Source organism: Streptomyces bugieae (assembly GCF_036352915.1).
GTDB lineage: Bacteria > Actinomycetota > Actinomycetes > Streptomycetales > Streptomycetaceae > Streptomyces > Streptomyces endophytica.
The window spans coordinates 23088-49118 of sequence record NZ_JAZBJP010000050.1 but is presented as its reverse complement, the minus strand read 5'-3'; the positions used below and the strand labels follow the sequence as shown (position 1 = coordinate 49118).

The 26031-nt window shown below is 73.3% G+C and carries 14 protein-coding genes; 9 read left to right on the top strand and 5 right to left on the bottom strand.

The genetic code is table 11. The features are described from left to right. Window positions 1–344: 344 nt before the first annotated feature. The 3 genes from V2J85_RS37725 (at window position 345) to galE (ending at window position 6848) form a co-directional block, all read left to right on the top strand. A complete protein-coding gene (locus V2J85_RS37725) occupies window positions 345–3896 on the top strand; it encodes a bifunctional glycosyltransferase/CDP-glycerol:glycerophosphate glycerophosphotransferase (protein WP_330824103.1) in 3552 nt (1183 codons plus the stop codon). Between the two features lie 272 nt (window positions 3897–4168). After that, window positions 4169–5830, top strand: a complete 1662-nt coding sequence (locus tag V2J85_RS37720; protein WP_261951157.1) for a glycosyltransferase family 2 protein — start codon at window positions 4169–4171, stop codon at window positions 5828–5830. 40 nt (window positions 5831–5870) lie between these two features. Further along, the gene (galE, locus tag V2J85_RS37715; protein WP_330824102.1) at window positions 5871–6848 is read left to right on the top strand and encodes a UDP-glucose 4-epimerase GalE; all 978 of its coding nucleotides are present in this window, start codon (window positions 5871–5873) and stop codon (window positions 6846–6848) included. A 76-nt stretch (window positions 6849–6924) separates the two neighbouring features. Here the strand turns inward: galE and V2J85_RS37710 are convergent, their stop codons facing one another. Together V2J85_RS37710 and V2J85_RS37705 are read right to left on the bottom strand one after the other, a co-directional pair. Further along, complete coding sequence (locus tag V2J85_RS37710; protein ID WP_030815262.1) at window positions 6925–7203, bottom strand: DUF1876 domain-containing protein; 279 nt, start codon at window positions 7201–7203, stop codon at window positions 6925–6927. 68 nt (window positions 7204–7271) lie between these two features. Next, on the bottom strand, window positions 7272–8831 hold the full coding sequence (locus V2J85_RS37705) for a glycosyltransferase family 2 protein (RefSeq protein ID WP_330824101.1): 1560 nt from the start codon (window positions 8829–8831) through the stop codon (window positions 7272–7274). Window positions 8832–8912: 81 nt separating this feature from the next. Here V2J85_RS37705 and V2J85_RS37700 point away from each other — a divergent pair, with 81 nt between their 5' ends. The 3 genes from V2J85_RS37700 to V2J85_RS37690 are packed head-to-tail and all read left to right on the top strand — an operon-like array spanning window position 8913 to window position 13017. Beyond that, window positions 8913–11564: a YfhO family protein gene (locus V2J85_RS37700; RefSeq protein ID WP_330824100.1), complete on the top strand. Its 2652-nt coding sequence runs from the start codon at window positions 8913–8915 to the stop codon at window positions 11562–11564. After that, window positions 11561–12547 carry a glycosyltransferase family 2 protein gene (locus V2J85_RS37695; RefSeq protein ID WP_030815272.1) on the top strand — a complete coding sequence of 329 codons (987 nt, stop codon included), beginning with the start codon at window positions 11561–11563 and terminating at the stop codon, window positions 12545–12547. Before V2J85_RS37700 ends, V2J85_RS37695 begins: the two co-directional genes overlap by 4 nt. Beyond that, on the top strand, window positions 12547–13017 hold the full coding sequence (locus V2J85_RS37690; RefSeq protein ID WP_330824099.1) for a GtrA family protein: 471 nt from the start codon (window positions 12547–12549) through the stop codon (window positions 13015–13017). Before V2J85_RS37695 ends, V2J85_RS37690 begins: the two co-directional genes overlap by 1 nt. On the opposite strand, the gene V2J85_RS37685 is transcribed toward V2J85_RS37690, so the two are convergent. Continuing rightward, window positions 12975–15182: a PIG-L family deacetylase gene (locus tag V2J85_RS37685; RefSeq protein ID WP_261951152.1), complete on the bottom strand. Its 2208-nt coding sequence runs from the start codon at window positions 15180–15182 to the stop codon at window positions 12975–12977. The genes V2J85_RS37690 and V2J85_RS37685 overlap by 43 nt on opposite strands. Before the next feature lie 238 nt (window positions 15183–15420). On the opposite strand from V2J85_RS37685, the gene V2J85_RS37680 reads away from it, so the two are divergent. After that, entirely contained in the window at window positions 15421–17790 is a 2370-nt protein-coding gene (locus tag V2J85_RS37680; protein ID WP_330824098.1) for a bifunctional glycosyltransferase/CDP-glycerol:glycerophosphate glycerophosphotransferase, read from the top strand. 287 nt (window positions 17791–18077) lie between these two features. Here V2J85_RS37680 and V2J85_RS37675 read toward each other — a convergent pair whose 3' ends face one another. After that, window positions 18078–18701, bottom strand: coding sequence for a TetR/AcrR family transcriptional regulator (locus V2J85_RS37675; RefSeq protein ID WP_330824097.1), 624 nt, complete (start codon window positions 18699–18701; stop codon window positions 18078–18080). Window positions 18702–18838: 137 nt separating this feature from the next. On the opposite strand from V2J85_RS37675, the gene V2J85_RS37670 reads away from it, so the two are divergent. Together V2J85_RS37670 and V2J85_RS37665 are read left to right on the top strand one after the other, a co-directional pair. Next, window positions 18839–19780, top strand: coding sequence for an ABC transporter permease (locus tag V2J85_RS37670; RefSeq protein ID WP_261951149.1), 942 nt, complete (start codon window positions 18839–18841; stop codon window positions 19778–19780). Window positions 19781–19784: 4 nt separating this feature from the next. Beyond that, window positions 19785–20588 carry an ABC transporter ATP-binding protein gene (locus V2J85_RS37665; protein WP_330824104.1) on the top strand — a complete coding sequence of 268 codons (804 nt, stop codon included), beginning with the start codon at window positions 19785–19787 and terminating at the stop codon, window positions 20586–20588. Between the two features lie 137 nt (window positions 20589–20725). Here the strand turns inward: V2J85_RS37665 and V2J85_RS37660 are convergent, their stop codons facing one another. Then, entirely contained in the window at window positions 20726–25684 is a 4959-nt protein-coding gene (locus tag V2J85_RS37660; protein WP_330824096.1) for an NAD-glutamate dehydrogenase, read from the bottom strand. Window positions 25685–26031: the final 347 nt, after the last annotated feature.

Sequence of the window (26031 nt, the reverse complement as noted above, 5' to 3'; positions counted from 1 at the left end):
GGTGCGGGGTTCGCCGGTGGGTGGCTGGGCATCCGGGCTGTCGGTGGGGGCGGGGCTGTCGGTTCGGCCGGGCATCGGGACGCGGTCACCTTCCCTGGGACGCGGCGCGGGGGCGCCGTAACGCTGCGCGACGGGTGTACGGCTTCGGGTCTACGGCATGGGCCGGGGCGGGGTGGCCGCGGCGCGCCGACCCGGTGGGCGGAAGGTCTTCGGGCGGGCGGTGGGGTGCGGGTGGGTGGTGCGGCCGCGGGCGGGGGGGCTCACCCTTTCAGCGCAGATCCGGTGACCGTGCCGCCGGTGGTGAGTTGAACGCCCACAACAGACAGGAAGGGCGTGGTCCGTCTATGAAGCCCCGGCTCACCGTCGTCGTCCCGGTTCCTCGTGGTGCGGGGGCGGAGGGGAATCTGGAGGAGTGCCTGGCGTCGGTGGCGGCGCAGACGCTGGCGGAACTGGATGTGGTGCTGGTGGAGGGCGGGCCCGCGGGTGCGGGCCCGTCTTCTGCTGTGGCGCATGCCGCCGCGGAGCGGGATCCGCGGTTCCGGATCGTGCGTCTGACGGGGGGTGAGGTGCCGGGGTGCGGTGCGGCGCGGAACGCCGGTGCCCGGCACGCTTTTCCGCACACCGGTTATCTGGCGTTCCTGGATGCGGACGATGTGCTGCTGCCGCGGGCGTACGAGGATCTGGTGGGGTTGCTGGAGAGGTCGGGGGCGGATCTGGCGACGGGCAATGTGTACCGGCTGGGGGCGGCGGGGCGGAGTCAGTCGGCGCGTCATCCGGCGGGCCGGCAGACGGTGCTGGGGACGCATGTGACGGAGGATCTGACGCTGCTGGCGGATTCCTTCGCCCGGAACAAGGTGTTCCGTCGGGAGTTCTGGGACCGGCACGGTTTCGCCTTCCCGGAGGGCGAGTTGTGCCTGGACGAGGCGGTGACGGTGCCGGCGCATTTCCTGGCGGGTGCGGTGGACGTGCTGCGGGAGCACGTGTGTTACTGGCGGCTGCCGGAGGGTGCGGCGCGGCACCGGCGGCCGGATCCGCGGGGGGTGCGGGACCGGTTCGCGGCGGTGGCGGCGATCCGGCGGTTCCTGGGTGAGGCGGCGCGGCCGCAGTTGCACGGGTACCGGCGGGATTACGACCGGTTCCAGCTGACGGACGGGCTGGCGGATCTGGTGGCGGCGTTGCCGGGGGCGGCGCCGGAGACCCGGACGGCGTTCCTGGACTGTGCGCGGGACTTCCTGGCGGGGGTGGATCCGCGGGTGTTCCCGGAGCTGCCGGTGGAGTTGCGGATGCGGTGGTATCTGGTGCGGGCGGGGCGGGCGGCGGATCTGCTGACGTTGCTGCGGCACGAGGCGCGGAATCCGGCCGGGTTCGCGGTGGCGGGGCCGCCGTTGCGGCGGCGGGCGGTGGTGCCGGTGAGTCCGCCGCTGGAGCTGCCGCCGGGGGTGACGCGGCTGGGCCGTGGGGACTTCCCGGTGTGTGCGCGGGTGCGGGAGGCGGTGTGGCGGGACGGGGTGCTGGTGCTGCGGGGGCACGCGTACGTGCGGAACGTGGATGCGGCGCACCGGCACACGGTGGGGGTGCGGACGGCGGTGCTGTCGTGCGGGCGGCGGCGGATCGTGCTGCCGCTGCGGACGGTGGCGATGCCGGAGGCGACCGCGGAGTCGGGGCAGGAGCTGCACTGTTACGACTGGTCGGGGTTCGAGCTGCGGGTGGATCCGGCGCGGCTGCGGCGGGGCGGGCGGTGGGAGGAGGGGGACTGGTCGGTCGGGCTGGTGCTGGCGTCGGCGAACGGGGTGCGGATGGCGTCGCCGGAGGCGCCGGAGTCGGGTTCGGGGGCGGCGCCGGTGGTGTGCGAGGTGGCGGACGAGGGGCCGCGGGGCGTGGTGCGGGTGACGCCGTGGTACGAGGACGGGCGGCTGCGGTTGTCGGTGGCGCGGCGGACGCGGTGGCTGGCGGGGCACCGGTCGGTGGCGGCCGGTGCGCTTCAGGTGTCGGTGCGGGCGCCGGGGCCGGTGCCGTCGGGGCTGCGGCTGACGCATCAGGGGACGGGCACGGTGGTGTCGTTCCCGGCGGGGGCGGAGCCCGCGGAGGGGGGTGAGGTGACGTTCCGGGTGCTGGCGGAGGCGGTGGCTTCGGCGCGTCCGCCGCGGGACGGGGCGCCGTCGTTGATCCCGCCGGCGCATACGGAGAGCTGGCTGGCGGAGCTGGTGCTGCCGGACGGCGCCACGGACCGGGTGGCGTGTGATCCGGCGCTGGAGCCGGTGGGGTATCCGCTGCCGCACGGCCGGGAGCTGGTGGTGGCGGCCGGTCCGGCGGGGGATCTGATGCTGCACGACCGGACGCCGCAGCCGTATGCGGACCGGGTGCTGTGGCGGTCGGACGGGACGCTGCTGGTGGCGGGCGGGTTGCCGGCGGCGGCGCCGCACGCCACGGAGCTGGTGCTGAAGCACGGGGTGCATGCGGCGGAGCTGACGTTTCCGGTGACGCATGACGAGGGCCGGTTCCACGGGCGGCTGCCGCTGGGGGCGTTGCCGTCGCTGGCCGGGCCGGTGCCGCTGCGGGAGGGCGGCTGGTCGCTGCATCTGCGGGAGCGGGGGGCGGTGGCGTCGCCGCTGGACGCGCCGGTGCGGCTGGCGCCGCGGGTGCTGGACGGGCTGCCGGCGTCGTGCACGGTCCGGGGGAAGCCGCTGGTGGTGGACCGGCACCGGGGCGATGAGCTGCTGGTGGTGGCGGGGCCGGCGGTGCCGGCCGCGGACCGGGGCCCGTACCGGCGGCGGCTGCTGCGGGAGCAGCACTATGTGCTGCACCGTTCGCGTCCGCTGCGGGACACGGTGCTGTACAGCAGTTTCGGTGGCCGGTCGTACGGGGATTCGCCGCGGGCGGTGCACGAGGAGCTGGTGCGCCGGGGGATGGACGTGGAGCATCTGTGGGCGGTGCGGGACGCGCAGTCGACGGTGCCGGGGACGGCGCGGGCGGTGGTGGTGGGCAGCGCGGAGTGGCACGGGGCGCTGGCGCACAGCCGGTGGGTGGTGACGAACACGCATCTGCCGTGGTGGTTCACGCGGCGGGGCGGTCAGCGGATCGTGCAGACGTGGCACGGTACGCCGCTGAAGCGGATCGGTGCGGATCTGGCGGGGACGCTGTGTGCGGGGCTGGCGCATCTGGCGCCGCGGCCGCGGGTGAGCCGGCAGTGGAGCGTGCTGCTGTCGCCGAACGGGCACAGCACCGCGGTGCTGCGGTCGGCGCTGGGGTTCGCGGGGCGGGTGCTGGAGACGGGGCTGCCGCGGACGGATGTGCTGTTCGCGGCGGACCGGGAGCTGCGGGCGGCGGCGGTGCGGGAGCGGCTGGGGCTGGAGCCCGGCCGGCGGGTGGTGCTGTACGCGCCGACGCCGCGGGACGACGTGGCGTACGACGCGCGGCACCACCGGTTGCCGCTGGCGTTGGACGTCGATCTGGCGCGGCGGGAGCTGGGGGACGGGCATGTGCTGCTGGTGCGGGGGCATCCGCTGGTCGCGGACCGGCTGCCGGGGCACCATGCGCCGTTCGCGGTGGACGTGTCGGCGTATCCGGACGCGATGGAGTTGCTGCTGGTGGCGGACGTGCTGGTGACGGACTATTCGTCGCTGGCGGTGGATTTCGCGAACACGGGCCGGCCGATGTTGTTCCTGACGCCGGATCTGCCGCATTACCGGGACGCGCTGCGGGGGTTCACGCTGGATTTCGAGGCGCGGGTGCCGGGGCCGTTGTTGTCGTCGACGGGTGAGCTGGTCGAGGCGCTGGGTGATCTGGAGGCGGTGGCGGCGGCGAGTGCGGAGGCGTACGCGGATTTCCGGGCGGTGTTCTGCCACCGGGACGACGGTGGTGCGGCGGGGCGGGTCGCGGACGTGATGGAGCGGTGAGGGTTGCCGGTCCGCGGCAAGGTGATGGCGCGCGGATCGGCATCGCACGCCATTCGCGTCGTTACAGCATGTGCAGGGGTCCGCGGCGGGCTGTCGGGTCCTTGCGCACCCGAGCCCGGTGCTCTGCCCGGTCACGAGACGGCAATACGGCGGAAAAGCGGGGCGAGGAGTGCAACCGCTCGGCGGGTTTCGCCCTCTGACCCATCGGATATGGGTTCGGATCCCGCTCGCGCCAAGAGATGCTGTCGACACGAAATGTAGATTTAGTGACTGTGAAAGAAGCCCCTGAGCAGCTGCCGGGGCCCACCATCACGCCCTCCGCGCAGGTCAGCATCGTCGTCATCGCGTTCAACGATGCCGGCCATGTCGGTGATGCGGTGCGTTCCGCGCTCGCCCAGGAGGTTCCCGGTGACACGGTCACCGAGGTGATCGCGGTGAACGACGCCTCCACCGACGGCACCGGCGCCGCCCTGGACGATCTGGCCCGTACCGAGCCGCGGCTGCGGGTGATCCACCGCAGTGAGAACAGCGGCGGGTGCGGCACACCCCGTAACGAGGGGCTGCGGGCGGCGACGGGCCGGTTCGTGATGTTCCTGGACAGTGACGACGTGCTGCCGCCGGGTGCGGTGCGGGCGCTGCTGTCGGCGGCGCTGCGGCACGACGCGCCGGTGGTGTCGGGGGCGTGCGTGCGGCGGGAGCTGCCGGCCCGGCGGGACGTGCCGTGGCAGCCGGGGCTGTACCGGGAGGCGGCGGTGCACGAGTCGGCCGAGGCCAGTCCGCAGCTGGTGCGGGACACGCTGTGCGTGAACAAGCTGTACGAGCGGGAGTTCCTGGCGAAGCACGCGATCGCGTTCCCCGAGGGCCGGTTCACGTACGAGGACTTCGTGTTCACCGCGCAGGTGCTGGCGGCGGCGCCGCGGATCGCGACGGTGCCGGACAGTGTCTACGTCTGGCATGTGCGCCGGTCGGCGGCGCGGCAGTCGATCTCGCTGAACCGCAAGGACGTCGCGAACTGGGAGGCGCGGATCGCGGCGCACCGGGCGAGTGTGGAGATCTTCCGGGAGGCGGGGTCGCCGGTGCTGGCGCAGGCGGCGGCCACCAAGTTCCTCGATCACGATCTGCGGATGTACGTGCGGGAGCTGCACACCCGTGGTGCGGACTACCGGGCGGAGTGGTGGCGGCTGACCCGGGAGTACCTGGGGGGTTTCGACGAGGCGGCGCTGCGGGCGGCGCGGGCGCCGTCGCGGTGGCTGGCGCGGGTGGTGCTGGCGTCGCCGGCGCCGCGGGACCTGGACCGGATCACGCAGCTGGCGAGCCGTCCGGGGCGGCTGCTGCCGCCGTACGCGGAGGCCGGCGGGCGGGCGGTGTGGTCGCCGGACCTGCCCGAGGTGGAGCTGGACGCGCTGGGGACGAAGCCGATAGGCCGGCTGCCGGTGACGATCGACGCGGAGCCGTCGGTCGGCGGCCGCAGTGTGCTGCGGCTGCGGGTGCACGATCTGTACGGGCGGCTGGCGGCGGCGGGCCCGGAGAGCATCGATGTGGAGTTGCGGCGGCGCCGGGACGACCGGCGGGGCCCGGTGCACACCGCGGCCCTGACCCGGGCGGCCGCGGGCGCCGCGGGGAGTGCGGCGGCGGTGAGCTGGACGGCGGAGGTCGTGCTGGATCTGGAGGCGCTGACCGAGGGCGGCGGCAAGGCGGCGGCCGATCCGGAGCCGTGGGACCTGATGGCGCAGGTCAGCTGTGCCGACGGGGCGGGTTTCCGGGCCGCGCTGCGGGCGACCGGGCCGGGGCTGCGGCGGCGGGTGCTGCCGAGCCGGCGGCACACGGTGCTGCTGGTGCAGCCGTACGCGACGACGGGCGGTGCGCTGTCGCTGCGGGTGGCGTCGGGGCTGCGCAGCGTCTGGCGGATCGCGGCGCGCCGGCTGCGCCGCTGACCTTGTCGTTGTCCGACTTCTTCGCTCCTAGGATGGGCGTATGTCTTACTTGATCACGGGTGGTGCCGGTTACATCGGCTCCCATGTCGTACGGGCCCTGCGGCAGGCGGGCGAGCGGGTCGTCGTGCTGGACGACCTGACGACGGGCGTGGCCGCCCGGATTCCGGAGGACGTGCCGCTGGTCGTCGGTTCCACGCTCGACCGGGCGGTGCTGGACGCGGCGATCGCGGAGCACGGCGTGACCGACGTGGTGCATCTGGCGGCGAAGAAGCAGGTCGGCGAGTCCGTCGAGATGCCGCTGCTGTACTACCGGGAGAACGTCCACGGGCTGCAGACGCTGCTGGAGGCGATGGCGGCGGGCGGCGTGGGCCGGCTGGTGTTCTCGTCGTCGGCGGCGGTGTACGGCATGCCGGACGTGGAGCTGGTGACCGAGGACACCCCGTGCGTGCCGATCAACCCGTACGGGGAGACGAAGCTGGTCGGGGAGTGGATGGCGCGGGCGGTGGGGAAGGCGCACGGCATCTCCACGGCCTGTCTGCGGTACTTCAACGTGGCCGGTGCGGCCACCCCGGAGCTGGCCGACACGGGCGTCTTCAACATCGTGCCGATGGTGTTCGAGCGGCTGACGGCGGGTGCCGCGCCGCGGATCTTCGGTGACGACTACGACACGCCGGACGGCACCTGCATCCGCGACTACATCCATGTCGCCGATCTCGCCGAGGCGCATGTGGCGGCGGCCCGGAAGCTCGCCGGGCCGGGCCCGGTGCGGGACCTGACCCTGAACATCGGGCGCGGCGAGGGCGTTTCGGTGCGCGAGCTGATCCGCCTGATCGCGGAGGTCACCGGGTACGAGGGCGTGACGCCCGAGGTGACGCCGCGCCGGCCGGGTGACCCGGCGCGGGTGGTGGCGGCCGCCGACCGGATCGGCGCGGAGCTGGGCTGGAAGGCCCGGCACGACGTGCGGGACATGGTCACGTCGGCGTGGGCGGGCTGGCGCCACCACCACCCAAAGGCCTGACCCCAGGAGGACCGGCGGGCCCGCCCGGTCGGCGGGTCCCGGCCGTGCCCGCGGGTCCCGGCCGGCCGGGGGGCGGTCAGCGGGTCGTCAGCGGGTACGACGTCCGTCCGGACGCCTCGTCGATCTCGTCGTGGGCCTTGGTCAGCAGTTTCATCGCCAGGTCGTTGAGTGCCCTGGCCCCGGCGACCTCCTCGCCGACCCGCGGCTGGTTGGAGTCGGCGGGGTGCCGGCTGGCGTACCCGTGGGACCGGACCTCGGTACCGTCCGGGAGCCGCACGAGGGCGGCCGCGCGCGTGCGGTGGTTGTCCTCCTCGAATTCCATCTCGACGTGCCATCCGACGGCTGTCTGCAGCATCACCATCACCTCCGGAACCGCTCCTACCAGAGTGCTCCCGCCGGGCGGCGGGTGCACGGTGTGGCGGCTCATTCCGGGGCGGTCAGCCGCAGGTGGAGGTGGCCGTGCGGGCGGGAGAGGAACAGCGCGGCGGTGGCCGGGCCGGGCGGCACCGGGCGCGGGGCGAGGTCGGCGGCGGACAAGGGGGTTTCGGGGACGAGCCAGGCCGCGCGGTGGACGGCGGGGCCCGGGGCGCCGTCCGTGGTGGTGCCGTGTCCGGTGACGGCGATCTTGAGGCCCCAGATGCCGTCGGCGAGGGGGGCGCCGCCGGCGGCGGTGGCCGGGTCGAGTTCCGCCTGCCAGTGGCCGTCCGCGTAGTGGGCGGGCAGGCGGTGGGTGGCGCCGGCGCGGTGCAGGACGAGGGTGACCGCGGTGGTGTCGAGGTGCGGCAGGGCGGCGGTACCGGCCAGGCGGAGGACGGTGCCGGTCCAGTGGCAGCCGGTCAGCCGCTGGCGCAGGACGACGCGGTCGGTGAGGTCGTAGCAGGCGTCGGGCAACGGGTGGTGCGGGTCGCGGAAGTACGGGTAGCGGGCGTGGACCCGGCCGTCGGGGTCGACCTGGGTGGGGACGGGGCCGGTGTCGGCGCGGACGACGGCGTCCAGCGCGTCGTCGTCGCCGGCGTCGAGGCAGTGGGCGCGCAGCCGGAGGCGGGGCGGCAGGGCGGTGCGTATGCGGTCGGTGAGGTGGCGGCGGACGAGGGGGCGGGCGGCGGCCGTCATCATCCGGCGGCCGGCGGGGGTGCGGGCGAGGTAGGCGGGGCCGAAGGGCATGAGGATCTCGCCGTGGAAGTGACGCGTCATCAGTTTGTCGCGGTCGGGGCCGGGCGGGACCTCGGCGGCGACGGTGTCGAGGACGTCGCCGATGTAGTGCAGGTAGTCCGGCCAGTCGACGTCCTGGCGGCTGGCGTTGCTGTCGTCGGCGCGGCCGTGGAGGTAGTAGCAGTCGTAGTCGGCGAGGACGGAGACGGTGCGGGCGCGCAGCAGTGCCGCGATGCCGAAGGGGAGGTCCTCGCCGAGCAGGCGGCCCTCGACGAAGCGCAGCCGGTGGGTTTCGAGGAAGGCGCGGCGGAAGAGTTTGTAGGCGGCCAGGGACCAGTAGACGGGCGAGTCGAAGACGGAGACGGCGGGGCTGGTGGTGCGCAGATCGACGGGGGCGGCGCGGCCGTCGGCGCCGACGATGCGGCCGTAGACGACGTCGGAGCCGTGGGTCTGGGCCATGCGGGTGAGGCGGTCGAGGGCTTCGGGGCCGAGACGGTCGTCGGAGTCGAGGAAGAAGACGTAGTCGCCGGTGGCGCGGTCCAGGCCGGTGTTGCGGGGTTTGCCGGCGCCGCCGGAGGCGTGCTGGCGGACGACGGTGAGGCGGGGGTTGCGGCGGGCGGCGTCGGTGAGCCAGTCGGCGCTGCCGTCGGTGGAGCCGTCGTCGACGGCGATGATCTCGATGCGGTGCGGGTCGAGGGTCTGGGCGAAGACGGAGCCGAGGCAGCGGTCGAGGTAGGGCAGCGTGTTGTGGACGGGCACGATCACCGAGACGGCCGGGGTGGCGCGGGTCATCGGTGTGGTGCGGGGGTTGTCCTCGGTGTCCCTCGGCATACGCAGTACTCCAGCGAGGCAAAACAGACTATTAAGACATATAACGTTGACTGAACGTTCGCCGACCGTGGAGGAGTGCCGGTGGCTCCGACGCCCGCCACCCCCCAAGAGGCGCTCCGGCCCCGGGAGGTTGCCCGGCCGCTGCCCAAAGGGGACCGCCCGGCGGCGGACCGGCCGCCACGACGGTGGACCGCCCCCTGGACGGCGGCGGCGCTGTCCACGGCGGCGTACTGCCTGGGGCTCGCCGTGTACGGCAGCTACCCGTTCGGGCCGCGCTCGCGCGCCGTCAACGACCTCGGCAATCAGTTCGTGCCCTTCCACGCCCGGCTGTGGGACCTGCTGCACGGCCGGGCCGCCGGCGATCTGTTCTTCAACTGGAGCAGCGGATACGGGGTGCCGTTCCTCGCGGACTTCCTCACGTATCTGATGAACCCGTTCTCGCTGCTCGTCGGCCTCTTCCCGCGCGCGGCGGCGGACCTTCCGGTCTTCCTGGTCACGCTGTGCAGCATCGGCCTGGCCGCCGCCCTGATGACCGTCCTCCTCGGCCGGCTGCACCCCGGCTCCGGGACGCTGCGGGCGCTTTTGTCGGTGGGCTACGCGCTGTGCGGCTGGGTGCTGAACGACGGTGCCGCGGACCCGATGTGGATGTGGGGGCCGGTGGCGCTGCCGCTGCTGGGGATCGCCGCGGACTGGTGCCTGCGGCGCACCCGCTGGGTGGCCGGGACGCTGCTGGTCGCCCTGGCCTGGGCGGGCAACTTCTACACGGCGGCGATGGCCACCCTGGCGACCGGGCTGGTGCTGGCGGTGCGGCTGGGCACGGCGGCCGGGATGCCGCCGGGCGCGCGGCTGCGGGCGGCCGGCCGGGCGATGACGGCGACGCTCGCCGGGATCGGCCTCGCGGCGCCCGTGTTGACCGTCACCCTGCGGGCCAGCCGGGCCGCCCAGCCCGCTCCCCCGGTCTCCTACGAGGCACGGCCCACCGTGCTGTACCAGCTGGCGCAGCTGCTGCCCGGCGGCCACGGCGCGGTGCCCACGCCCAACATCTTCATCGGCGTGCCGGGGCTGCTGCTGGTCGCCGCCTTCCCGTTCGTCCGGGCGGTGCCGGCGCGGGCCCGCCTCGCCTGGTACGCGCTGGCGCTGGGGGTGGCCGCCTCGTTCGTCTGGCGGCCGACGATCCTGCTGTGGCACGGGCTGGCGCTGCCCAACGGCAGCCCGTACCGGGCCGCGTTCGTGCTCAGCGGCATCCTCGTGATGATCTCCTGGCTGGCGCTGGCGCACCGGCCCCGGGCCGGCGAACTGGCCGCCGGCGGGGCGCTGGTGGCGCTGCTGGCGTGGGCGTGCCGGGACCAGGGCGCGGTCGGCGCGGCGACCTGGATCCTGGTGGCCGGCGGCGGCACCGCGGCCCTGGCGGCGCTGACCGCGCTGGCGGTGCTGCCCGCCGCCGGCGCCCGGACCGGCCCGCGGACCGCGCTCACCGCGGCGCTGGCCGGCACGGTGCTGCTCGCCTCGGCGTACACGGTGTTCTCGGTGACGGCCGTACGGGGCAAGATCGCCTGGTTCCGGCCCAAGATCACCATGACCCGGGCGTCCCTGGCGGCCCGCGCCGGCCTCGCCGCACGCGACGACTGGCCGCGTTCGCGCACCGACCCGGGGCCGCACGAGTTCGCCAACAACGACCCGCTGCTGCTCGGCGGCGAGGGCGGCGCCTACTACAGCAGTTACGTGCCCGCGGCCACCGCCCGCGCCCTGCGGGACCTGGGCGCCGGCTGGTACATGAGGGGCCGTCACACCCTCAGCTTCGAGGACCCGGTGGGCCGGGCCCTGATGGGCGTCGGCAGTTCGCTGCTCCCCGCACCGCAGGACCCCCGCGGCCACTTCACCGTGGACCGCGCCCGCCCGGCGCCGGCCCCGCTGCTGACCGTGCGCGGCCGCCTGGCGGCCCCGCCGCGCGGCCCGGAGAGCGTGTTCGCGCGCCAGGAACGGGTGCTGGGCGCGGCGGTCTACGAGGTGCCGGAGCTGACGCCCACCGCGGGCACCGCGCCGGTGCGCGGGCGCGACGGCTGGCTGCTGCCGCCGTCGGCGCTGCCCGCCGCGGCCGCGCCCCTGGCCGGCCCGAACGGCGCGGGCACCACCTTCACCGCCCGCTGCATCCCCGGCGGCACCGTCGTCTGGTACGCGCCCTGGTTCTGGGGCCAGGTCAGCGGACTGGGCACCCGTACCAAGGGCATCGGCCGGGCGGACACCACCGCCAACCCGGTGCGGGTGCTGGGGCGGGTGCCGGACGACGGGACGGTCGCGGTGCGGTTCATCGGCCGGGGCAGCCAGTGGCTGCCCGCGCGCCCGCTGGGCTGTCTGCGGCCGGGCGCGCTGGACCGGGCGGTGCGCGCGCTGCGCGGGCCGGTGGCGCTGACCGCGGGCGGGCACCGGCTGACGGCCCGGCTGCCGCGCGGCAGCCGGGGGCACGCGGTGCTGGCGCTGCCGGCCGTCGCGGGGTGGGGGTGTGCGGTGGACGGCGGGCCGCGGCGCGCGCCGGCCTCGTACGGCGGGCTGCTGGCGGTGCCGCTGCGGCCCGGGGCGACCCGGCTGACCTGCACGTACCTGCCGCCGGGCCTGAGTGCGGGGCTGGCGGCGAGCGGCGCGGCCGGGCTGGCGGTCGGCGCGGTGGCGGTGGGGGGTCAGCTACGGGGCCGCGGCCGGTCCCGGCGTCGCACCACCAAGGAGGCCCGCGGATGAAGCTCTCCATCGTCGTCCCCTGCTACAACGAGGAGGCCGTGCTGGCCCGCTTCGACGAGGCGGTCCGGGCGGTCCTCGCCCGCCTCGGCGTCGCCCACGAGCTGTGCTACGTCGACGACGGCAGCACCGACGGCACCCTGGCCCGGCTGCGCGGCCTGGCCCAGCAGCACCGGGGCACCACCCGCTACCTGTCGTTCAGCCGCAACTTCGGCAAGGAGCCCGCCATGCTGGCCGGCCTGCGGGCGGCCACCGGCGACGCGGTGATCCTGATGGACGCCGACCTGCAGCATCCGCCGGACCTCATCGAGAAGATGCTCGACCTCTACCAGCTGGGCCACGACCAGGTCGTCGCGCGGCGCAGCCGGGACGGCGAGCGGCGGCTGCGGTCCGCGCTGAGCCGCTGCTACTACCGGGCCGTCAACACCTGGGTCGACGTCGAACTCGCCGACGGGGTGGGGGACTTCCGGCTGCTGTCGCGCAAGGCGGTGGACGCGCTGCTGGCGCTGCCGGAGTACAACCGCTTCTCCAAGGGCCTGTTCTCCTGGATCGGCTTCGACACCGTCACCTTCGACTACCGCAACGCGGTCCGGGAGGCCGGCGAGACCAAGTGGCGGCTCGGCGCGCTGGTCAACTACGGCATCGACGGGATGCTCTCCTTCAACAGCCGGCCGCTGCGGCTGGCCATCTACGCCGGTCTCGGCCTGGCCGGGCTCGCCGCGCTCTACACCCTGTGGATCGTCGCGGCGGCCGTCGTCGGCGGGGTCACCGCGCCCGGCTATGTGACGCTGGTGGCGATCATCGTGGGCCTGGGCGGGCTGCAGATGGTGATGCTCGGGCTGATCGGCGAGTACATCGGCCGGATCTACCACGAGGCCAAGCGGCGCCCGCACTACCTGGTCAAGGAGGGCAACGCCGCCGAGGCCGCGCTGAGCGCCGCCGCCGGGCCCGCGGACGCCGCCACCGCCGGGTCGCAGGCCGGCTGATGGCCGGCCGGTCCGCGGGCGGGAGCTGGGCCCAGCCGGTGCGCTTCGCCGCCGTCGGCGGGATCAACACCGCGACGTTCTACGCCTGTTACCTGCCGCTGCACCGCCTGCTGCCGTACTTCGCCGCCTACAGCCTCGCCTTCGCGCTGAGCATGACCGGCTCGTTCCTGCTCAACACCTACTTCACCTACCGCACCCGCCCGAGCTGGAAGAAGTTCCTGCTGTTCCCGCTGACCCAGGTCACCAACTACGGCATGCAGAGCGCCGGACTGGTGGCGCTGGTCGGCTGGTGCGGGATGAACAGCGCGCTGGCGCCGCTGGCCGCCGCCGCCTTCGCGCTGCCGGTCGGCTATCTGGTCTCGCGGCGGATCCTGCGCCCGCCCGCCCGGCCCGGCACGGCAGCCGGGGCCGTACGCGGCACCGCCGGTCAGGCCGGGGCGTCGCCGGTCCGCTCCGGCGACCCGCTCTGAGGCCGCCAGGCACCGAACAGCGCGGTCTGCCCCACCGACGTCTGCCGGGCCGCGTACAGCCGGCCGTCGGTGCCCAGCGCGACCACCACCGCCCGCCCGGCGGCGTCCTGCGCGACCCCGGCCGCCGCGGAGTGCGACACCCGGCCCGGCTGCCAGGGCTTGGGGGCGTCCTGGGCCATCGCCGCCCGCACCTCCCCGGTGTCGTCCCGGGCCGCGACGACCATCCGGTCCCCGCTGCCCACCGGGGCCGCCGCCACCCGCCCGTAGCCGCCGACCGGCGCGCACTGCGCCGCCACCCGCCAGCCGCCGATCCGCCGGTGCCGCTCGGCGATCAGCACCTGTGCGGTGACCGAGCGGCGGTAGACGGCCCGCACCACGCCGTCGGCCAGCGGGACGAGACTGACCGGGCCGCCCGGCTGCGGCAGCCCGGTGGCCGCGGCCGGCCGCGGTATGTGCCCGGGCTCCTTCGACACCCAGTGCGCCACCGTCCCGATGCCCGGCGCGACCACGTGGATCAGCCCGTCGGAGTCCACACAGGCGTCCAGCCCGTCGACGACCTGCGGGGACGCCTTCAGGGTGCTGACCGTGCCCTCCAGCCGCTCCCACGGCGTGAAGCCCGTACCGCCGGGGCCGGCGCGGTGCGCGATGTTGCCGTCCCAGGTGCGGACGAAGACGTGCACCGTGCCGTCCGGGGCGGCCACCGCCGCCGGGAAGCCGATCTCCAGCGAACGCTCCGGGTCCGGGTCCGGTGAGCCCAGCGACTCCCAGCGGCCGAACAGCGGCGTGCCGTCCGGGGCGGTGCCGCGCTGGACCGCGGTCATCAGCTCGCGGCGGTGCGCGGCGGTGCGGTCCGGCAGCACCGTGCGCGAGGCGAACAGCTGCAGCGGCCCGTCGGGGCGGCGCACCGCGTGGATCTGCCCCTGCAGCATCGTGCCGCCGGCCGGTACCGGCGCCCCGAACCGGCCGCTGCCGGGGCGGGTCTCGGCCCAGCAGTACGCGGTGCCGCCGAGCACCGCGAAGGCCGCCAGCCGGCCGTCCTGCGCGGGCCGGAGCCAGGCGTTGGAGCCGGGGGCGCGCAGCCGGGTGGAGCGGGTCCAGTCGCGGGAGCCGCCGTCCAGCGCCGAGCCGCCGACCTTGCGGTCGCCGCAGCCGGCCGGGTCGCCGCAGCGGCGGTGGTCGGCCCAGCCGTACACCGACAGCAGCCGGGCCTTGCGCCGGGCGGCCTTCAGGTCGACGTCGTTGGGCAGCGCGGACGCCTCGTAGCCGAGGTAGTTCTCGACGATGGGCGGGCGGCTGCCGCGCGGCCGGTAGACGGCCAGCGCGGCCTGCGCGAAGTAGGCGGAGGCGGTGTGGTCCTGGTGGTCGTAGTAGCGCAGCCCGGCCAGCCGGGGGTCGCGGTCCGGACCGGCCGGCGGCCGCTTGCGGGAGTGCACCGCGTTGGGGTCCAGGGTGCGCACCACCGTGGGACGGGCCCGGTCGAGCACCGCCACCAGGGCCGCGACGACCTGGGCGCGGCTGTAGAGGAACTGGTGCCGTACGGGTGAGCCGGCCGGGCGCAGGGTGGGCAGGAAGGGCGTGGCGCCGAGCCACAGGCCGCGCAGGCTGGTGGCGCGGGCCTGCCAGACGGCCCGGGCCTCCACCAGTTCCAGGAACAGCAGCTGCTGGTGCGGGGCGGCCTGGAGGGTGTGCAGTTCGGCCTGGACGTCGGGGAGCAGGGATATCGCGGTCAGGTGCCAGGGGGCCGCGGGGTCGCCGAGGGCCATCTCGGCGTGCGCGGCGCGCAGTCCGTTGGTGCGGGCCCGGGCGAAGGCGGGCCGGTTCCTGGGGACCCGATCGGCGTACGCGGCGTGCCTGCTGACGTTGTGCCCGTCGGACTCGCCGCCCGTGAGGCAGACGGTGACCGAGCGGGCCCCGGCGCGGACGGCCTGCTCCAGGTCGGGGTTCATGAAGTACAGGCCGTCGTCCGGATGGGCGATGACGTGCAGGAAGGACTGGTCCGCCGGGTCGACCAGGGGCGGCCCGGAGCCGGCCGGTGCACCCGTCCGGGGGCCCTCGTCCGCGACGTGGGCCCAGACGCCGGTGCCCGCCGCCGCGGCGAGCAGCCCGCCGCCGGTGAGCTGGAGCAGCCGGCGGCGGGTGACACGGGGCGGGCGCGGCGGTGACACGTCCTCAGTATTCGGTGAGCGGGGGCGGACCGCTCGTCCGATAGCGGTGACCGGGGGGCATTCCACCCGCCCGAAAAGTCGCCACTTACGTGCATCCGTGATGAGCGCCACAGAACTTTCAGGTTACGAACAACAACCTTTTCGGGTGAACGGCGGTCAGGAGGGCTGACAATGCATAGAACCCCTTTGGGGCTTTTTTGCGTTCTGTACTCAGCTCGTCACGAGGAGTAAGCACCGCATGTCCGAGACGCTCGACCCCGTCGTACCCCGCTTCAGCATCATCGTGCCCGTGTTCAGAGTGCAGGGCTTCCTGCGCGAGTGCATGGACTCGGTGCTGGCGCAGGACTTCACGGACTTCGAGGTGATCGCCGTCGACGACTGCTCGCCGGACCGCAGCGGCGCCATCCTCGACGAGTACGCCGCCCGGGACGAGCGCGTACAGGTCCTGCACCTGCCGGAGAACGTCGGCCTGGGCCTGGCCCGCAACGCCGGCCTTGCGAAGGTCCGCGGCGAGTACGTCCTCTTCCTCGACAGCGACGACACCCTCGTGCCCGGCGCGCTCGGCGCGCTGGCGGAGCGGCTGGACACCACCGGCAGCCCGGAGATCCTGATCTTCGACTACGCCCGGACCTACTGGGACGGCTCGGTCCGCCGCAACCTCCTCGCCGACCGGCTCGACGAGTCCGGCGCGCCCAGCTTCGCCCTCGCCGAGCGCCCCGAGATCCTCGACCTGCTGCAGATCGTCTGGAACAAGGCCTACCGCCGCGACTTCATCGAGGAGCACGGCTTCACCTTCCCGGTCGGCTACTACGAGGACGCCCCCTGGACGTTCTGCACGCTGATCACCGCGAAGTCCATCGCGGTCCTCGACCGGGTCTGTCTGCACTACCGCCAGCGCCGGCAGGGCGGCAACATCCTGCGCACCACCAGCCGCAAGCACTTCGACGTCTTCGACCAGTACGAGCGGGTCTTCGCCTACCTCGACGCCCACCCGGAGCTGTCGCGCTGGCGCCCGCACATGTTCCGCAAGATGGTCGACCACTACCTGACGGTGCTGGACAAGCCGGGCCGGCTGCCGCAGAACGCCACCGCCGAGTTCTTCCACCGCGCCGCCCGCGACTACCGCCGGCGGCTGCCGGCCGGCTTCGTCCGGCCCGCCGGGGTGGCCGGCGGCAAGTACGCGCTGCTCGCCAAGGACGCCTACCCGGCGCTGGCCGGCCTCAAGGTCGCCGGCAAGGTGCAGCGCACGGTCCGCAAGCACGCCGGCAAGAAGGTCCGCCAGGCCAAGAAGAAGGCCATGGACCTGCGCTACCAGGCCCTGCTGCGGCAGCCGCTGGACGAGAACCTCGCGGTCTACTCCGCGTACTGGAACCGGCTGCCGGCCTGCAACCCGCTGGCGATCTACGAGAAGGCCAAGGAGCTCGCCCCGCACGTCCACGGCGTGTGGGTCGTCAAGCAGCAGCTGGCCGACTCCGGCGAGATACCGGCCGGCGTCGACCACGTCGTGCTGAACTCGCCGCGCTACTGGGAGGTCATGGCCCGCGCCAAGTACCTCGTCAACAACGTGAACTTCGCGGACGGCGTGGTCAAGCGCGAGGGGCAGGTCCACCTCCAGACCCACCACGGCACCCCGCTGAAGTCGATGGGCGTCGACCAGAAGCGCTACCCGGCCGCCGCCAAGGGCATGAGCTTCCGCAAGCTGCTGGCCCGCGCCGACCGCTGGGACTACTCGCTCTCCTCCAACCAGCACACCACCGAGCAGTGGGAGCGGGTCTACCCCTGCAACTTCGAGTCGCTGGACGCCGGTTACCCCCGCAACGACGTCTACTACCGGGCGAGCGCCCAGGACGTCCTGGACATCCGCGAGCGCCTGGGCGTCGCCCCCGGCAAGACGGCGGTCCTGTACGCCCCGACCATGCGCGACTACCAGGTCGGCTACGTGCCGCGGCTGGACCTGGAGAAGATCTCCCGCGAGCTCGGTGAGGACTTCGTCCTGCTGGTGCGCACCCACTACTTCTACGACCAGGACACCCGCCTCCAGGAGCTGCAGGAGCGCGGCGCGATCATCGACGTCTCCGGCCACCCGGTCGTCGAGGAACTGTGCCTGGCCGCCGACGCCCTGGTCACCGACTACTCGTCGATCATGTTCGACTACGCCAACCTCGACCGGCCGATCATCAACTACGCCGACGACTGGGACACCTACGTCCGCTCCCGCGGCGTCACCTTCGACCTGCTGTCGGGCAAGCCGGGCGACACCCCGGGCGTGCTCGCCACCACCGAGGACGAGCTGATCGACGCCTTCCGCAGCGGCCGCTGGGACGACGAGCGGGCCACCGAGCTGCGCGCCGCGTTCCGCGCACGGTTCTGCCAGTGGGACGACGGGCACGCCGCCGAGCGCGTGGTCCGCCGGGTCTTCCTCGGCCAGGAAACGGCCCCCGAGCCGCTGCCGCAGGAGGAGCGCACCGTGGCCCCGGCCCCGCGCACCGCGGCCGCCGCGGCCGGCCTGGTGAAGCTCCCCGCCCCGCGCACGTCGGCGGACGCCGACGCGGCCGGATCGGGCACCTCGGGCCCGTCGGGCGCCTCGGACGTCGAGATGGCGGGCTGAGGCCCCGGCCGACGCCGCACTCCCGCGCCCCCTGGCACAGACACCATTGCCCCCGGCCGTCGTTCCGGCCGGGGGCAGTGGTGCAGGTACTCGGGGCGCCGGCTCCGCTCACTCCGGCCCCGAGTGCCGCCGCCACTTCTCGCGTCCTCGACGCCTCCCGCGGGAATACCGCCCCGCTTCTCCCGGTTGTGGCCCCGCAGGGGGCCCTCGCGACCCCTACGGGATCCGTTCGCCCCCGCCCTAGGTGATCCCCCCCACCCCCGCCCCGCCTCCCCCGCCGGCTCCGCTCACTCCGCCCCGAGTGCCGCCGCCACCGAGCCCGCCAGGGCGTCGAGGTAGCCCTTGGGCAGTTCGTCGCGTACGACCAGCAGCCGCCAGTACAGCGGGCCGGTCAGCAGGTCCAGCGCGAGGCGGGTGTCCACGTTCTGCGGCAGCTCGCCGCGCGCCACCGCGCTGGCCACCACCGCGGCCGCGACGCCCTCCTGGCTGTCGTGCAGCGCCGCCCGCAGCGCGGTCGCCAGCTCCGGGCTGCGCGCCGCCTCCGCCAGCAGGTCCGGGATGATCTGCGACGCCATCGGGTGCCGCAGCGCCCGGGCCGCGACCTCCAGCAGCATCCGTACGTCCCCGCGCAGCGACCCGGTGTCCGGGGTCGGCAGGCCCGCGGCGGCCACCGCGGAGACCACGTCCAGGACGAGGTGCAGCTTGGAGCGCCACCGCCGGTAGACGGCGGTCTTCCCGACGCCGGCCCGGCGGGCGATGCCCTCGATCGACATCCGGGCGAAGCCCACCGCCGCCAGCTCCTCGAAGACCGCCGCCCGGATCGCCTCGGTCTTGTCCTCGCGCAGTACCGCGGCGCCCGCCGGGGCGCGCCGGCCCGCCGCGGGGTCGTTCCCGTTGCCGTTCTTTGCCATGGCTTGAGCCTAGCGTCACGACGCTACGGTTGCGTTTCGACGCGAGCTCCCTTTAGTGTCGGCGTCGCGACGATACGGACCCGTTCCGTCGTCGCACTCCGTTCTGCGGCCCCCGTACGCAAGCGAAAGCGGCCCCCATGCCCCAGACCCTCACTCCTCCGGCCCCGGCCCCGGCACGGGTGCCCGCCGCCGGCACCGGCACCGCCCCCGACCCCGAGCTGCGCGCGCTGGCCGAACGCCACGGCCTCACGGTGAGCGGTGCCCGCCCCTCGCTGGCGGAGTACACCCGTCAGCTGTGGCAGCGGCGGCACTTCATCACCTCGTTCGCCACCGCCCGGCTCACCGCGATGTACACCACCGCCAAGCTCGGGCAGCTCTGGCAGGTGATCACCCCGCTGCTCAACGCCGCCGTCTACTACTTGATCTTCGGCGTGCTGCTCGACACGAGGAAGCACGTTCCGGACTTCATCCCGTTCCTGGTGACCGGCGTCTTCATCTTCACCTTCCTGCAGAACTCGGTGATGACCGGCACCCGGGCGATCTCCGGCAACCTCGGCCTGGTGCGCGCCCTGCACTTCCCGCGGGCCTGCCTGCCGATCTCGTTCTGCCTGGCGCAGCTGCAGCAACTGCTGTTCTCCATGGGGGTGCTGGCGGTCATCCTGCTGTGCTTCGGGCAGCTGCCGACCTGGTCATGGCTGCTCGTCCTGCCGGCGCTGACCCTGCAGTTCGTGTTCAACACCGGTCTGGCGATGGTCATGGCCCGCCTCGGCTCCCGGACCCCGGACCTGGCGCAGCTGATGCCCTTCGTGATGCGGACGTGGATGTACGCGTCCGGCGTGATGTTCAGCATCAGCGTGATCCTCCAGGGCAAGCACCTCCCGAAGATCGTGGAGCTCCTGCTCAACGCCAACCCGGCGGCGGTCTACATCGACCTGATGCGCTTCGCGCTGATCGACAGCTTCACGGCGAAGCAACTGCCGCCGCACGTCTGGGCGTTCGCGGCCGGCTGGGCGCTGCTGGCCGGTATCGGCGGCTATGTGTACTTCTGGAAGGCTGAGGAGCGGTACGGACGTGGCTGAGGTCATGACGGAAGAGATCAACGGCGTGCGGCCGACGGCGGCCGCCCAGGAGCGGATCCCGACCGTGATCGCGGACGATCTGCACATCGTCTACCGCGTCTACGGCACGGGCGCGGGCAAGGGCAGCGCCACCGCGGCGCTGAACCGCATCATCCGCCGCAAGCCCTCCACCGGTGTGCGCGAGGTGCACGCGGTCAAGGGCGTCTCCTTCACCGCCTACCGCGGGGAGTCGATCGGCCTGATCGGCTCGAACGGCTCGGGCAAGTCCACCCTGCTCAAGGCCGTCGCCGGCCTGCTGCCCGCCGAGCGCGGCAAGGTCTACACGCACGGCCAGCCCTCCCTGCTGGGCGTCAACGCGGCCCTGATGAACGACCTGACCGGCGAGAAGAACGTCGTCCTCGGCGGCCTGGCCATGGGCATGTCGCGTGAGCAGATCCGGGAGCGCTACGACGGGATCGTCGACTTCTCCGGCATCAACGAGAAGGGCGACTTCATCTCGCTGCCGATGCGCACCTACTCCTCCGGCATGTCCGCCCGGCTGCGGTTCTCCATCGCCGCGGCCAAGGACCACGACGTGCTGATGATCGACGAGGCGCTGGCCACCGGCGACCGCGCCTTCCAGAAGCGCTCCGAGGCCCGCATCCGTGAGCTGCGCAAGGAGGCCGGCACGGTCTTCCTGGTCAGCCACAACAACAAGTCCATCCGCGACACCTGCGACCGCGTGCTGTGGCTGGAACGCGGCGAACTGCTGATGGACGGCCCCACCGACGAGGTCATCGAGGCCTACGAAGCGCAGACCGGCAAGTAGCCCTCCCGGTAAGCGGGTTCGGCAGGTGGCCCGTCCCGCAGGAGACCGGCCGGCGGCCCGCGCGGCGCCGCAACGGGAACGGCCCCGGAGCCTTTCGCTCCGGGGCCGTTGCCGTACGCGCCGTACGACCGGGCGGCTCAGCTGTGCGTGCGCAGCAGGGTGCGCATGGTCCGCATGGCGACGGAGAGGTTCGCCAGGTCGAAGCCCTCCGAGCCGTGGATCTCCTCCAGCGTCGCCCGGGCACGGCCGAGGATCGCCGCGTTGGCCTGCTCCCACGCCTTGAACCGCTGCTCCGGCGTCGAGGTGCCGTTGCCCACGGACAGCACGTCCGCGGTCAGCGCCGCGTGCGCCGCGAAGAGGTCCTCGCGGATCGAGGCGCGGGCCATCGACTGCCAGCGGTCGTTGCGCGGCAGCTCCAGGATGCGGTCGAGGAGCTGGTTGATCCGCAGCCGGTCCCCCAGGTCGTAGTAGACCTCGGCGACCTCCAGCGGCTCCTTGCCCAGCCGGTCGGCGACCGCGACGATGTCCAGCGCCGGGAAGACCGACGAGAAGCCGGACACCTGGACGGCCAGTTGCTCGGGCACGCCCGCGCCGGTGAGCTCCTCCAGGATCGTCTCGAACCACTCCAGGTCGCTGCCCTGGAGCAGCTTCGGCAGCTGCGCCCAGACCTCTCCGACCCGCTCGGAGAAGAAGTCGATGGTCTCCGACAGGGCCAGCGGCTGCGGGCGGTTGTTGAGCAGCCAGCGGGTGCCGCGCTCGACCAGCCGGCGGGAGTGCAGCCGGATCCGGGTCTGGACGTCGGCCGAGACGACATTGTCGAGCGCCTCGACGTCGTCCCAGACCTGGTTGAGCCGGAAGATCGCGCGGGCCGCGGTGTGCGCCCGGACGACCTCTTCGAGGGAGGCGCCGGTCTCCTCCCGCATCCGGTGCAGGAAGCTCGTACCGCCGGTGTTGACGGTGTCGTTGACCAGCACCGTCGTGACGATCTCGCGGCTCAGCGCGTGCCCGTCGACCTGCTCGGGGAACCGCTCGTAGAGCGCCGAGGGGAAGTAGGCGTGCAGCAGCCGCTCGAGGTACGGGTCGTCCGGCAGCCCGGTCTGGATCAGCGCGTCGGCGACGGTGATCTTGGTGTAGGCCAGCAGCACCGCGGTCTCGGGCTGGGTCAGGCCGCGGCCGGCGCTCAGCCGTTCGCGGATCTGCCGGTCGGTGGGCAGGAACTCCAGCGCCCGGTCGAGGTCGCCGTCCCGCACCAGGCGGCGCATGAACCGCTGCTGGGCGTGGAGCATGCTGGACGACTGGGCGATGGCCAGGGCCAGGGCGGTGTTCTGCGCGTAGTTGTTGCGCAGCACCAGCGCGCCGACCTCGTCGGTCATCTCGGCCAGCAGCTTGTTGCGCTGCTTGACCGTCATGTCGCCCTCGGTCACGACGGCGTTGAGCAGGATCTTGATGTTGACCTCGTGGTCGGAGGTGTCCACACCGGCGCTGTTGTCGATCGCGTCGTTGTTGATCTTCCCGCCGGCCGTGGCGAACTCGATCCGGCCCAGCTGGGTCAGACCCAGGTTGCCGCCCTCGCCGACGACCTTGACCCGCAGGTCCTCGCCGTTGACGCGGATGGCGTCGTTGGACTTGTCGCCCACGTCGGCGTGCGACTCCACCGAGGACTTCACGTACGTGCCGATGCCGCCGTTCCACAGCAGGTCGACCGGTGCCTTGAGGATGGCCCGCATCAGATCGGCCGGGGTCATCTTCTTCACGCCGGCCTCGATGCCGAGGGCGGCCCGCACCTGCGCGTTGATCGGGATGGACTTGGCCGAGCGCGGATGGATGCCGCCGCCCTGCGAGAGCAGCTCGGTGTTGTAGTCCGCCCAGGACGAGCGGGGCAGCTCGAAGAGCCGGCGGCGCTCGGCGTACGAGGTGGCCGCGTCCGGGTTGGGGTCGAGGAAGATGTGCCGGTGGTCGAAGGCGGCGACCAGTCGGATGTGCTCGCTGAGCAGCATGCCGTTGCCGAAGACGTCACCGGACATGTCGCCGACGCCGACGACGGTGAAGTCCTCGGTCTGGGTGTTCACGCCCAGCTCGCGGAAGTGCCGCTTGACCGACTCCCAGGCGCCGCGGGCGGTGATGCCCATGCCCTTGTGGTCGTAGCCGGCGCTGCCGCCGGAGGCGAAGGCGTCCCCGAGCCAGAAGCCGTAGGACTCGGCGACCTCGTTGGCGATGTCGGAGAACGTCGCGGTGCCCTTGTCGGCGGCGACGACCAGGTACGTGTCGTCCTCGTCGTGCCGGACCACGTCCTTGGGGTGGACGACCTCGCCGCCGACCAGGTTGTCGGTGATGTCCAGCAGACCGGAGATGAAGGTCCGGTAGCTGGCGATGCCCTCGGCCAGCCAGGCGTCCCGGTCCTGCGCCGGGTCCGGCAGCTGCTTGCCGACGAAGCCGCCCTTCGCGCCGACCGGCACGATGACGGTGTTCTTGACCATCTGCGCCTTGACCAGGCCGAGGATCTCCGTACGGAAGTCCTCCCGGCGGTCCGACCAGCGCAGACCACCGCGCGCGACCTTGCCGAAGCGGAGGTGGACGCCCTCGACGCGGGGGGAGTACACCCAGATCTCGTACGCCGGGCGGGGCGCCGGCAGGTCGGGGATGGCCTGCGGGTCCAGCTTCATCGACAGGTAGCCGTGCGGCGCGCCCTGGCGGTTCTTCTGGTAGTGGTTCGTGCGCAGGGTCGCCTTGATGACGGTCAGGAAGGCCCGCAGGATGCGGTCCTCGTCCAGGGACGCGACCTGGTCCAGGGCGCCGTCCAGCTCCTCCAGCAGCCCGTCGGTCAGCTCCCGGCCGGCGCTCTGCCGCTCCGGGGACATCCGCGCCTCGAACAGCGAGACCAGCAGCCGGGTGGTGTGGACGTTGTTGGCGAGGGTGTCCTCCATGTACGTCTGGCTGAACGTGGAGCCCGCCTGCCGGAGGTACTTGGCGTAGGCCCGCAGCACCATCGCCTGGCGCCAGTTGAGGCCGGCCCGGAGCACCAGCTTGTTGAAGTTGTCGCTCTCGGCCGCGCCGGTCCACACCGCGGTGAAGGCGTCCTGGAAGCGCTCGCGGGCGTCGTCGCCCTTGATGTGCTCCGGCATCCGCAGGCCGAAGTCGTAGATCCAGGCGCGGCTTGCGTCGGCCAGCCGCAGCTCGTGCGGGCGCTCGTCGACGACCTCGACGCCCAGGCGGTTCAGGCCGGGCAGCACCCGCGACAGCGAGACCTGCTCGCCCCTGCGGTAGATCTTGAAGCGGCGCTCGCCGGGGCCGGCGCCGACCGGCTCGTAGAGGCTGACGGAGAAGTCCTTGCCGGGCTCCTCGGTGAGCTTCTCCAGGTGCGTCAGGTCGGCGACCGCGCTGCGCGGGCTGTTGTCGGCCTTGTAGCCCTCGGGGAAGGCGTGGCTGTAGCGGCGCAGCAGCTCGGCGGCGCGCTCCTCGCCGACCTCGGCGGTCAGCGCCTCGCCGAACCCGTCGGACCACGAGCGGGCGGCCTCCACCAGGCGGCTCTCGATGCGGTCCGCGTCGGCGTCGGTGAGGTCGGGGAGGGTGGACCCGGCCGGGACGCGGATGACGAAGTGCAGCCGGGACAGGACGGACTCGGTGTTCCAGGCTGTGAAGTCGACGCTGGTGCCGCCCAGCTCCTCCTTGAGGATCTCGATCAGGCGCAGCCGGACGGCGGTGGTGTAGCGGTCGCGCGGGAGGTAGACCAGCGCGGAGTAGTAGCGGCCGTACTCGTCCTGGCGCAGGAAGAGCCGCAGCCGGCGCCGTTCCTGGAGGTAGAGCACGCTGGTCGCGATGGACCGCAGCTCGTCGACGGGCGTCTGGAACAGCTCGTCGCGGGGGTAGGTCTCCAGGATCTGCAGCAGGTCGCGACCGTCGTGGCTGTCCGGGCTGAAGCCCGCGCCCTCCAGGACCTCGGCGACCTTGCGGCGGATGACCGGCACCCGGCGCACCGACTCGGTGTAGGCGGCCGAGGAGAACAGGCCCAGGAAGCGCCGCTCGCCGATGACGTTGCCCTGCTCGTCGAACTTCTTGACGCCGACGTAGTCGAGGTAGGACGGGCGGTGGACGGTGGCGCGGCTGTTGGCCTTGGTGAGGATCAGCAGCTTGTGCTCGCGGGCCTTGGCGCGGGCGTCCGCGGGCAGCCGGTTGAAGGACGGCGAGACCGGGTGGCCGGCGTCGCTCTCGCGGTGCGGCGGGTCGGCGCGCAGGATGCCCAGGCCGGTACCGGGGACCGCGGTCAGCACGTCTTCCTGGACGCCGCCCTCACCGGGCGCGGAGTCCAGCTCGTACTCGCGGTAGCCGAGGAACGTGAAGTGGTCGTCGGACAGCCACCGCAGCAGCTCCTGGGCCTCCTCGACCTCCAGCTCGCGCAGGTCGTCGGCGAGCGGCTCCTTCGGCAGCTGGTCGGCGATGCGCAGCGCGGCGGCGCGCATCTTCTCCCAGTCCTCGACGGCCTCGCGGACGTCGGAGAGCACCCGCAGCAGATCGGCGGTGATCTGCGTCAGGTCCTCGCGGTCGGTCTCGCGGTCGATCTCGACGTGGATCCAGGACTCGGTCACCGCGTCGTGCGGCAGCTCGGCGGCCTTGGTCTTGCCGTTGCCGTGGGCGTCGCCGTTGGTGTCGAGGAGCTCGATGAGCTTGCCGGCGACGTCGCGGCGGACGGTGACCTGCGGGTGGATGACGACGTGGATGCCGCGGCCCTGCCGGGAGAGCTCGTTGGTGACCGAGTCGACCAGGAACGGCATGTCGTCGGTGACGACCTCGACGACGGAGTGGCTGCAGGTCCAGCCGTTCTCCTCGACGGTCGGGGTGTGCACCCGGACGTTGGCGGTGCCCTGCGGGCGCGACTCCGCGAGGCGGTGGTGCGAGAGCGCGGCGCCGAAGACGTCGACCGGGTCGCGGTCGACCAGGTCCTCGGGGGCGGTGTGCAGGTAGTAGCGCTGGAGGTATCCCGCGAGGGTGTCCGGGTCGAGCCCCCCTACCGGGTGCTTGCTCCCGGCCGGGCTGCTCTCAACGACCCGGGCGGCCCTGGCGAGCAGCTCGGTTTTGGCTTCGTCCAGCTTGGTCTGCATGTCCTCTGGCTCCTGTCGCGCGCCGTTGCGTGACGTTGTGGAAGAACTGTGTGGAAGCCGCACAACGCCGTGACGCGGGGTGTCCTGTCACTGCCGGCGATGTACCGCGATGAGGGGGGGCCGTGCCGTTGTCGACATTCTCGGACGAAGTCGGCAGCAAGTGTCGGCCGCAACGACCAGCGACCGCCCGGTCACGGAAGTGTCCCGGGCGCACGGCAGGGGCCTCGACGCCCCCGCGGGTTATCGCGCTGATCACGGTGCAAGGCTATCGCTCTCGATACGGGTGCCGTCATGGGCCGTGGGAGTACAAAACCTCTGCCCGAACTTAGCCCTTCTGGACAACGTGC